The 10,781-nt window shown below is 40.4% G+C and carries 7 protein-coding genes, 1 tRNA gene and 1 rRNA gene; 8 read left to right on the top strand and 1 reads right to left on the bottom strand.

Going from position 1 to position 10,781, the window contains the following annotated elements:
* Positions 1 to 2: 2 nt before the first annotated feature.
* Complete coding sequence (sufB, locus tag BTR42_RS02170; protein WP_009853401.1) at positions 3 to 1,421, top strand: Fe-S cluster assembly protein SufB; 1,419 nt, start codon at positions 3 to 5, stop codon at positions 1,419 to 1,421.
* Between the two features lie 49 nt (positions 1,422 to 1,470).
* Here sufB and pbp3 read toward each other — a convergent pair whose 3' ends face one another.
* Positions 1,471 to 2,709 (bottom strand): D-alanyl-D-alanine carboxypeptidase PBP3, encoded by a 1,239-nt coding sequence (pbp3, locus tag BTR42_RS02175; RefSeq protein ID WP_077496204.1) that lies wholly within the window; start codon positions 2,707 to 2,709, stop codon positions 1,471 to 1,473.
* A 173-nt stretch (positions 2,710 to 2,882) separates the two neighbouring features.
* Between pbp3 and BTR42_RS02180 the strand changes: the two genes are divergently transcribed.
* From BTR42_RS02180 to BTR42_RS02210, 7 genes are all read left to right on the top strand, one after another.
* Positions 2,883 to 4,538 carry a peptide ABC transporter substrate-binding protein gene (locus tag BTR42_RS02180; RefSeq protein ID WP_077496206.1) on the top strand — a complete coding sequence of 552 codons (1,656 nt, stop codon included), beginning with the start codon at positions 2,883 to 2,885 and terminating at the stop codon, positions 4,536 to 4,538.
* 110 nt (positions 4,539 to 4,648) lie between these two features.
* Complete coding sequence (locus tag BTR42_RS02185; RefSeq protein WP_009853404.1) at positions 4,649 to 5,563, top strand: ABC transporter permease; 915 nt, start codon at positions 4,649 to 4,651, stop codon at positions 5,561 to 5,563.
* A gap of 10 nt (positions 5,564 to 5,573) precedes the next feature.
* The gene (locus BTR42_RS02190) at positions 5,574 to 6,605 is read left to right on the top strand and encodes an ABC transporter permease (protein WP_009853405.1); all 1,032 of its coding nucleotides are present in this window, start codon (positions 5,574 to 5,576) and stop codon (positions 6,603 to 6,605) included.
* Positions 6,606 to 6,616: 11 nt separating this feature from the next.
* Entirely contained in the window at positions 6,617 to 7,663 is a 1,047-nt protein-coding gene (locus BTR42_RS02195; protein WP_009853406.1) for an ABC transporter ATP-binding protein, read from the top strand.
* Positions 7,663 to 8,592, top strand: a complete 930-nt coding sequence (locus tag BTR42_RS02200) for an ABC transporter ATP-binding protein (RefSeq protein ID WP_077496208.1) — start codon at positions 7,663 to 7,665, stop codon at positions 8,590 to 8,592. Before BTR42_RS02195 ends, BTR42_RS02200 begins: the two co-directional genes overlap by 1 nt.
* A gap of 502 nt (positions 8,593 to 9,094) precedes the next feature.
* Positions 9,095 to 10,643: ribosomal RNA gene (locus tag BTR42_RS02205) — 16S ribosomal RNA — on the top strand.
* 57 nt (positions 10,644 to 10,700) lie between these two features.
* Positions 10,701 to 10,773: transfer RNA gene (locus tag BTR42_RS02210), tRNA-Ala, on the top strand.
* Positions 10,774 to 10,781 lie beyond the last annotated feature (8 nt).

Consider the following 10,781-nt stretch of genomic DNA (forward strand, 5'->3'; position numbering starts at 1 on the left):
AGATGCCTGAAAAAAATGAAAAAGTAACCCCAAAGCCAATTGATATCGGTGATTATCAATTTGGTTTTCATGACGATGTAACGCCTATTTTTTCGACAGGAAAAGGAATCAGCGAAGCTGTTGTTCGTGAAATGTCAGCAGAAAAAGGCGAACCAGAATGGATGCTTGAGTTCCGCTTGAAATCATTGGAAATTTTCAATAAAATGCCAATGCAAGATTGGGGACCTGATTTGTCAGACATTAATTTTGATGAGATTAATTATTATCAAAAAGCTTCTGACAGACCAGCACGTTCATGGGACGATGTTCCAGATAAAATTAAAGAAACGTTTGAACGTATCGGAATTCCTGAAGCCGAACGTGCCTACCTTGCAGGAGCGTCAGCTCAGTACGAATCAGAAGTCGTTTATCATAACATGAAAGATGAGTACGATAAGTTAGGAATCATTTTCACAGATACGGATTCTGCTTTGAAAGAGTATCCTGACCTCTTCAAAAAATATTTTGCCAAACTAGTTCCGCCAACGGATAACAAATTAGCAGCTTTGAATTCAGCGTTTTGGTCAGGTGGAACATTCATCTACGTGCCAAAAGGGGTTAAGGTCGATATTCCTTTGCAAACTTATTTCCGTATTAACAATGAAGCAACAGGGCAATTCGAACGAACATTGATTATCGTTGATGAGGGGGCAAGCGTTCATTATGTCGAAGGATGTACCGCACCAAATTATTCATCAGCAAGTCTGCATGCTGCTATCGTTGAAATTTTTGCACTTGAAGGCAGTTATATGCGTTATTCAACGATTCAAAACTGGTCAGACAACGTGTATAACTTGGTAACAAAACGTGCCACAGCCAAGAAAAATGCAACTGTTGAATGGATTGACGGTAACCTTGGTGCGAAAACAACCATGAAATACCCATCTGTTTACCTTGACGGCGAAGGTGCGCGTGGCACAATGTTGTCAATTGCTTTTGCTAATAAAGGGCAACACCAAGACACAGGTGCAAAAATGATTCACAATGCACCACACACCTCATCTTCGATTGTTTCAAAATCCATTGCCAAAGGTGGCGGAAAAGTTGACTATCGTGGTCAAGTGACTTTCAATAAGGAATCTAAAAAATCAGTTAGTCATATTGAATGTGATACCATTATCATGGATGATATTTCACGTTCAGATACCATTCCTTTCAACGAAATTCACAATTCACAAGTTGCACTTGAGCATGAAGCTAAAGTTTCAAAAATCTCAGAAGAACAACTTTATTATCTTATGAGCCGAGGGCTTTCAGAACAAGAAGCAACAGAGATGATTGTTATGGGATTTGTTGAACCATTCACAAAAGAATTACCAATGGAATACGCCGTTGAACTTAATCGATTGATTAGTTATGAAATGGAAGGTTCTGTTGGGTAATAGACTAAAAGAGACAAGCCAAAGGCTTGCCTCTTTTATATATATGAAATTAAAGTTTTTCATTAACAAAAGTAACGAAATGGTTCCACCATACCTTGAAGAAAATACTTCTATCAACATCTGTCTTAGCAACCGCAGTTACGCTTGGTTCAGAATCAAGATAACCAGTTCCTACAATTTGGGTGTCATTATAAGTAATGGTTCCAACTTTTTGCCCTTTAGTAATAGGAGCATCATAGCCGTCTGCATTAGTTGAAAAATCAGCAGAAACATCAGTATTAATACGACGGACAACTTTTAAATCTTCAGAAGCGACAGCAGCAACTGATTTTGCTTTACCGTCATTAATCGTAGCTTTACTACTTTGGTAAGATTTCCCTGCTTTAACAAGTGTCACCATTTCATAGTTTGATTTGACATAATCTAGCAAGTCATTTGTTGCTTCAAAACGAGCGTATTCATCATCTTCCCAACCATCTGCATTCATAACAACAGAAATAATACGCATACCATTTTCAGTTGAAGTAGCCACAAAAGAAGCGCCAGCTAATTCTGTCGTACCTGTTTTAAGACCGTCAACCCCTGAGCGTTCATATGGCATACCTTCTAACATATAGTTGTAGGTATTCATCGTAGTGCCATCAAAGTCAGCAGTTGTTTGACTTGTGATTTTTAAAATATCAGGATATTCAGTGATTAAGTGTTGAGCGATAATAGCAACATCTCGAGCACTCATCATATTTTCATCGGTCGAACTTGAACCTGGGTAGATATTGTCACCAAGATAGCTATTATTAAGACCAGAAGCATTGACGATTGTGGCGTCTGTGATGCCCCATTCTTCCAATTGTGCTTTCATCATATCGACAAATTTACTTTCAGTACCGCCGATTTGTTCCGCAAGGGCAATGGCTGCGCTGTTTGCACTAGCGACCATTGCTGCATTTACAAGTTGTTCAACCGTATATTCGCGTGCTTCCATAGGGACATTACTAGCATCAGAATTCGCTGTTAAATCATAAGCATAATCTGAAATAGAAACTTTGGTATCCCAAGAAAGTTTTCCTTCATCAATAGCTTTATAAACTAAGTAAACAGTTAAAATCTTAGTCATAGATGCAATGCCGTCAGGTGTGGTTGCATCTTTTTCATATAATACTTTTCCTGTGGTAGCTTCAACAGCAATAGCGTGTTCGGCAGCTACATCAAAATCATCATCTGCGCTAACTTTGCTTCCTACTGCAAGAAAAGTCAGAAAAATTGCAAAAAACGCAAAAATCTTCTTCATTAGAAGTTCCATCCTTTGTAAAAAAATTAATCATTATGATTATACCATATAATTACCGTGTTAGATAATCTGACAAAAAATTCTGACAAAAGTATTTTCTTTAAGAAAAGTTTATGATATAATTCTATTTGTCAAATAATATAATTTAGAGAGAACACCAGGAGGGGCGTCACGTGTTATTAAAAAGTAAAACATGGAAACGCATTGGCTTGGGGGCGGTTACGCTAGTTTCTGCAGCTGTTTTGGCAGCTTGTGGGGGTAGCAGTTCATCGTCATCTTCAAGCAGTGATGAAATTAATTGGTATGTGCCAACAGAAATTAGCACTTTGGATATTTCAAAAGTTACAGATACTTATTCGTCAATTGCTATTGGTAACTCAGGAAGTAACCTTCTTCGTCGTGATGAAGATGGTAATTTACAACCTGACTTAGCTGAAAGCGTTGAGGTATCTGATGACGGTTTGACATATACAGCAACATTACGCGACAATTTAAAATGGTCTGACGGTAGCGATTTGACTGCTGAAGACTTCGTTTATACATGGCAACGTATTGTTGATCCATCAACAGCTTCAGAGTATGCTTATCTTGTATCAGATGCGCACGTTTTAAACGCTGAAGAAGTTATTGCAGGAACTAAAAGTGTTGACGAACTAGGCGTTAAAGCTGACGGAAATAAAGTCATCTTTACATTGTCTAGCCCATCACCACAATTTGAAAGTCTTCTTTCATTTGCAAACTTTATGCCACAAAGCAAAGAGTTTGTTGAAGAACAAGGAGATGATTACGGAACAACTTCTGACAACGCTTTGTACTCAGGACCATATACTGTTGAAGATTGGGATGGTACGAGCGGAACATTCACACTTGTGAAAAACAAATATTATTGGGATGCTGATAACGTTAAAACTAAAAAAGTAAACGTTCAAACTGTTAAGAAAGCTGACACAGCCGTACAAATGTATAAAGACGGTGAGCTTGATACAGCTAGCATTTCAGGAACAGATGCAATCTATAACGCTAATAAAAACCGCGATGATGTTGTAGATGTTCCAGAAGCAACAACAGCTTACATGGTTTACAATGAATCCGGTTCAACAGAAGCTTTGACAAATACAAAAATTCGTCAAGCACTTAACTTGGCAACTGACCGTGAAGGTATTGTAAAAGCAGCTATTGATACAGGTTCTACGGCAGCTAATGCTTTGGTTCCAACAGGACTTGAAACATTACCTGACGGAACTGACTTGTCTGATTATGTTGCTGCTGATTACAGCTATGATGAAGACGAAGCTGCAAAACTCTTCAAAGAAGGTTTGGCAGAGCTTGGTACTGACTCAATTACATTGACAATCACAGCTGATTCAGATAACGCTGTTGCTAAAGCTGCAGTTGACTATATTAAACAAACATGGGAAAATGCTCTACCAGGTTTGACAATTGAAGAAAAATTCGTCACTTTCAAACAACGTCTGCAAGACTCTAAGAATCAAAACTTTGATATTGTAGTATCGCTTTGGGGTGGTGACTATCCAGAAGGTTCTACTTTCTACGGATTGTTTACTTCAACATCTTCATACAACTATGGTCAAATTTCTGATGCTGCCTACGATGCTGCTTACCAAAAAGCTCTTACAACAGATGCTTTAGATCCAGCTGCAGCAGCTGAAGATTATAAGACAGCGGAAGCAGAGCTTTATAACAATGCTCACTATAACCCACTTTACTTCCGCAGTACAAAATCACTTCAAAACCCATCAATCAAGGGACTTGTTCGTAATTCTACTGGATTACAAGTTGACTTTACATACGCTTATAAAGAGGATTAATCTTTAATAGTGACTATATTGGGCAAGAATTGGTTGCGACCAATTCTTGCTTTTGTTGACAGGAAATTTTCTTCTCCTGCCAACAAAAGCAATAAAGAGAAGGAAATATTATGGTAAAATACATTCTTAAACGTGTTGCGATTCTGCTTGTAACACTCTGGGTCGTGGTTACCCTGTCGTTTTTCCTCATGCAAGTTATGCCTGGGACACCTTACAATAACCCAAAACTAACTGATGAGATGATTGCTCTAATGAACAAACAATATGGTTTGGATAAGCCAGTATGGCAACAATACCTTACTTATCTTTGGAATGTTCTTCACGGTGACTTTGGTACAAGTTACCAATCAATTAACCAACCAGTATCACGTTTGATTTCACAACGTTTGGGTGTTTCTATCCAACTTGGTGTTCAAGCACTTGTTATTGGACTTATTGCTGGTATTTTGGTTGGTGCTGCTTCAGCACGTAACAAAAATAACTGGATTGACGGTGTCCTTAGTGTCATCTCAACATTAGGTATTTCTGTGCCTTCATTCATTATCGGTCTTTTCCTTTTGGTACTTCTTGGTTTCAAATGGAGCTTATTCCCACTTGCTGGTTGGGGAACATTTGCACAGACTGTCATGCCATCAATTGCCTTGGCAATTCCAGTATTTGCTCAAGTAACACGTTTCTTCAGGGGACAAATGATTGAAACATTGAGTTCAGATTATATCCAATTAGCAACTGCTAAAGGGTTGACTAAACGTCAAGTAACTCGTAAGCACGCTTACCGTAACTCAATGATTCCAGTATTAACTTTGGTTGGACCTATGGCGGCAAACCTTTTGACAGGTTCAGCATTGATTGAACAAATTTTCTCAATTCCAGGAATTGGTCAACAATTTGTCACATCTATTCCAGCTAAAGACTACCCAGTAATCATGGGGACAACTATTGTATATGCAATGATGTTGATGGTTGCCATTTTGGTAACAGATATTGCAACAAGTATCGTTGACCCTCGTGTACGCTTGCAGTAAGGAGAATAACATGGCAGAAAAAAATAGAGAATTTAAACTTGTTGGCGTTGGTTCAGCCAGCTCACAAGAAAAAATCGAAAAGCCTGCTCTTTCTTTCATGCAAGATGCTTGGCGTCGTTTGAAAAAAAATAAATTAGCTGTCGTTTCAATGTGGTTCTTGGCTATCTTGATTGTCTTTTCAATGATTTCAGTCGTTTTAGTTCCGCGTGATGATGCTAATGCATTTAACACAAAAGAAGTTACGACATATCGTAACCTTCCACCAAAAATTAGTGATAATCTTCCATTCTGGAATGGTACAATTACTTATTCTGGAAATACAGAAGCAACAGATGTTTATGCTGACCAAGGTGTACCAGAAGGAACAAAATTCATTTTAGGTACTGATAATTTGGGACGTAGTATCGCCAAACGTATTATTGTCGGTGTTCGTATTTCCCTTCTTATCGCAATCGTAGCTACTTTGATTGACCTCTTGATTGGTGTAACATACGGTTTAATTTCAGGTTATGTCGGTGGTAAAGTCGATATGATTATGCAACGTATCATTGAAGTTATTTCATCAATTCCTAACTTGGTTATTGTAACAATGCTAGGACTTTTGCTTGGTAATGGTGTCACATCAATCATCATTTCAATCGCTATCGTCGGTTGGACTTCAATGGCTCGTCAAGTGCGTAACTTAACACTTTCTTATCGTGAACAAGAGTTTGTCCTTGCAGCTCGTTCATTGGGTGAAAGTGCGCCAAAAATTGCCTTTAAACATATTCTTCCAAACATTTCAGGGATTATTATTGTTCAAATCATGATGACAGTTCCAAGTGCCATCATGTACGAAGCTGTTCTTTCAGCTATCAACCTTGGGGTGAAACCACCTACAGCATCACTTGGTTCATTGATTACTGATGCCCAAGAATATTTACAATATTACCCTTATCAAGTTATTTTACCAGCCCTTGCTTTGGTATTGATCTCACTTGCTTTCATCTTATTAGGTGATGGACTTCGTGATGCATTCGATCCAAAATCTGGTGATCGTTAGGAGGAAAAACTATGACTGAAGAAACAATTTTACAAGTTAAAAACCTCCGTGTAGATTTCCATACCTATGCTGGGGAAATTAAAGCTATTCGTGATGTCAGCTTTGACTTAAAAGAAGGTGAAACGCTTGCCATTGTTGGTGAGTCAGGTTCAGGTAAATCTGTAACAACAAAAACGTTGATGGGCTTGTCAGCTTCAAATGCAGAAGTTACAGGAGACATCGATTTCAAAGGTAAAAAATTAACAGAATTAAAAGAAGACGAATGGATTAAGGTTCGTGGAAATGAAATTGCAATGATTTTCCAAGACCCTATGACAAGTCTTGATCCAACAATGAAAATTGGTCAACAAATTGCTGAACCAATTATGATTCATGAAAAAGTTTCTAAACAAGAAGCTTTAAAACGTGCTTTGGAACTCATGAAAAATGTCGGTATTCCAAATGCAGAAGAACATATTAATGATTATCCGCACCAATGGTCAGGTGGTATGCGTCAACGTGCTGTTATTGCGATTGCCTTGGCAGCAAACCCAGATATTTTGATTGCTGATGAACCTACAACAGCCTTGGACGTAACCATTCAAGCACAAATTTTGAATTTGATGAAACAAATTCAAAAAGAACGTGGTTCATCAATCGTCTTTATCACACATGACCTTGGTGTTGTTGCGGGTATGGCTGATCGTGTTGCTGTTATGTATGCTGGTAAGATTATTGAATATGGAACAGTAGATGAAGTATTCTATAACCCACAACATCCATATACTTGGGGGCTTTTGAATTCAATGCCAACAACTGATACTGAAGCAGGAAGCCTTCAATCTATCCCAGGGACACCGCCAGATCTCCTTAATCCACCAAAAGGTGATGCTTTTGCACCACGTAACGAGTTTGCTTTAGATATTGATTACGAAGAAGAACCACCAATGTTTAAAGTTAGTGATACGCATTTTGCAGCTACATGGTTGTTAGATGAACGTGCACCTAAAGTAACACCACCATTACCAATTCAAAAACGTTGGGCAAAATGGAAAGAACTTGAAGGGAGAAAAGCTTGATGACTGAAAATAGAAAAAAGCTTGTTGAACTTAAAAATGTATCATTGACTTTTAATGAAGGTAAAAAGAACGAAGTAAAAGCTATTGATAATATCAGTTTTGATATTTACGAAGGTGAAGTTTTCGGTCTTGTTGGAGAATCAGGTTCTGGTAAGACAACCATTGGTCGTGCTATTTTGAAATTGTACGACATTAATAAAGGTGAAATTGATTTTGATGGCGAAACTATCTCTCACCTTAAAGGAAAAGAATTGCACGAATTCCGTAAAAATGCTCAAATGATTTTCCAAGACCCACAAGCTAGTCTTAATGGTCGTATGAAAATTCGTGACATTGTTGCGGAAGGACTTGACATCCATAAATTAGTTAACAGTAAAGAAGAACGTGACCAAAAAGTTCAAGATTTACTTGCTTTAGTTGGACTTAACAAAGACCATTCAACACGCTATCCACATGAATTTTCAGGTGGACAACGTCAACGTATTGGTATCGCTCGTGCTCTTGCTGTTGAACCAAAGTTCATCATTGCCGATGAACCAATTTCAGCCCTTGACGTGTCAATCCAAGCTCAAGTTGTTAACCTTATGCAAAAACTTCAAAGAGAACAGGGGTTAACATATCTCTTTATCGCTCACGATTTGTCAATGGTTAAATACATCTCAGATCGTATTGGGGTTATGCACTGGGGTAAAATGCTTGAAATTGGAACATCTGATGATGTCTATAATCATCCAATTCACCCATATACTAAGAGCTTATTGACTGCAATTCCAGAACCAGACCCAGAATCTGAAAGAAATCGTATCCATGAAGAATACGATCCAAGTGCAGAACTAGATGGCCAACCACGTGAAATGCGTGAAATTACACCTGGCCACTTTGTTCTTTGTACAGAAGCAGAAGCAGAAGCTTATAAACAAGAATTATAAGACAAAGAGAAGGGGTTCCTTCTCTTTTTTTGCATATCTAAATTTCAGCCTCTAATCGCTCTCTTTCCCCACTCTACACCCTTTCTACAAGCTCCTTAGTCAATAATCTTACCACCCCCACCCAAAAGGGAACAAGGCACACTTAAAAAAGTTCAGAGAATCGGTTGACAGTTTTTCCTAAGTTTAGTATACTAGATGAGCTGTCGCAAGAGGGCAGGTCTTAGGTTTACAGAAAAGCTAAAAAAGTTCTTGACAAAGTAAGCTTGAGATGATACACTAATATAGCTGTTGTCCGAGAGGGGTGCGGCGGAAATCGGATTGAAACAGAGTTGAAAAAAACTTGAAAAAGTAGTTGACAAGCTGTTTCAGATTTGATAGAATATAGAAGTTGTCTCGCAAGAGGCAAAGACCTTTGAAAACTGAACAAGACGAACCAAACGTGCGGGTTGAGAAATCGACCTGTTAAGAAAATAAATCTGTCAGTGACAGAATGAGAACAAGATTAAATGAGAGTTTGATCCTGGCTCAGGACGAACGCTGGCGGCGTGCCTAATACATGCAAGTAGAACGCTGACTACTTTAGCTTGCTAGAGTAGAAGGAGTTGCGAACGGGTGAGTAACGCGTAGGTAACCTGCCTACTAGCGGGGGATAACTATTGGAAACGATAGCTAATACCGCATAACAGTGTTTAACACATGTTAGATGCTTGAAAGATGCAAATGCATCACTAGTAGATGGACCTGCGTTGTATTAGCTAGTTGGTGGGGTAACGGCCTACCAAGGCGACGATACATAGCCGACCTGAGAGGGTGATCGGCCACACTGGGACTGAGACACGGCCCAGACTCCTACGGGAGGCAGCAGTAGGGAATCTTCGGCAATGGGGGCAACCCTGACCGAGCAACGCCGCGTGAGTGAAGAAGGTTTTCGGATCGTAAAGCTCTGTTGTAAGAGAAGAACGTGTGTGAGAGTGGAAAGTTCACACAGTGACGGTAACTTACCAGAAAGGGACGGCTAACTACGTGCCAGCAGCCGCGGTAATACGTAGGTCCCGAGCGTTGTCCGGATTTATTGGGCGTAAAGCGAGCGCAGGCGGTTTAATAAGTCTGAAGTTAAAGGCAGTGGCTTAACCATTGTTCGCTTTGGAAACTGTTAAACTTGAGTGCAGAAGGGGAGAGTGGAATTCCATGTGTAGCGGTGAAATGCGTAGATATATGGAGGAACACCGGTGGCGAAAGCGGCTCTCTGGTCTGTAACTGACGCTGAGGCTCGAAAGCGTGGGGAGCAAACAGGATTAGATACCCTGGTAGTCCACGCCGTAAACGATGAGTGCTAGGTGTTAGGCCCTTTCCGGGGCTTAGTGCCGCAGCTAACGCATTAAGCACTCCGCCTGGGGAGTACGACCGCAAGGTTGAAACTCAAAGGAATTGACGGGGGCCCGCACAAGCGGTGGAGCATGTGGTTTAATTCGAAGCAACGCGAAGAACCTTACCAGGTCTTGACATCCCGATGCTATTTCTAGAGATAGAAAGTTTCTTCGGAACATCGGTGACAGGTGGTGCATGGTTGTCGTCAGCTCGTGTCGTGAGATGTTGGGTTAAGTCCCGCAACGAGCGCAACCCCTATTGTTAGTTGCCATCATTCAGTTGGGCACTCTAGCGAGACTGCCGGTAATAAACCGGAGGAAGGTGGGGATGACGTCAAATCATCATGCCCCTTATGACCTGGGCTACACACGTGCTACAATGGTTGGTACAACGAGTCGCAAGTCGGTGACGGCAAGCAAATCTCTTAAAGCCAATCTCAGTTCGGATTGTAGGCTGCAACTCGCCTACATGAAGTCGGAATCGCTAGTAATCGCGGATCAGCACGCCGCGGTGAATACGTTCCCGGGCCTTGTACACACCGCCCGTCACACCACGAGAGTTTGTAACACCCGAAGTCGGTGAGGTAACCTTTTAGGAGCCAGCCGCCTAAGGTGGGATAGATGATTGGGGTGAAGTCGTAACAAGGTAGCCGTATCGGAAGGTGCGGCTGGATCACCTCCTTTCTAAGGAAAAAACGGAAGCACGTTTGGGAAGTCTTGTTTAGTTTTGAGAGGTCTTGTGGGGCCTTAGCTCAGCTGGGAGAGCGCCTGCTTTGCACGCAGGAGGTCAGCGGTTCGATCCCGCTAGGCTCCATTGAATCG

Origin of the sequence: Streptococcus gallolyticus subsp. gallolyticus DSM 16831 (genome assembly GCF_002000985.1) — a bacterium.
GTDB lineage: Bacteria > Bacillota > Bacilli > Lactobacillales > Streptococcaceae > Streptococcus > Streptococcus gallolyticus.

Coding starts and splice junctions, on each gene's coding strand:
- sufB (WP_009853401.1), top strand. CDS start 3: ATGCCTGAAAAAAATGAAAAAGTAACCCCAAAGCCAATTGATATCGGT.
- pbp3 (WP_077496204.1), bottom strand. CDS start 2,709: ATGAAGAAGATTTTTGCGTTTTTTGCAATTTTTCTGACTTTTCTTGCA.
- BTR42_RS02185 (WP_009853404.1), top strand. CDS start 4,649: ATGGTAAAATACATTCTTAAACGTGTTGCGATTCTGCTTGTAACACTC.
- BTR42_RS02190 (WP_009853405.1), top strand. CDS start 5,574: ATGGCAGAAAAAAATAGAGAATTTAAACTTGTTGGCGTTGGTTCAGCC.
- BTR42_RS02195 (WP_009853406.1), top strand. CDS start 6,617: ATGACTGAAGAAACAATTTTACAAGTTAAAAACCTCCGTGTAGATTTC.
- BTR42_RS02200 (WP_077496208.1), top strand. CDS start 7,663: ATGACTGAAAATAGAAAAAAGCTTGTTGAACTTAAAAATGTATCATTG.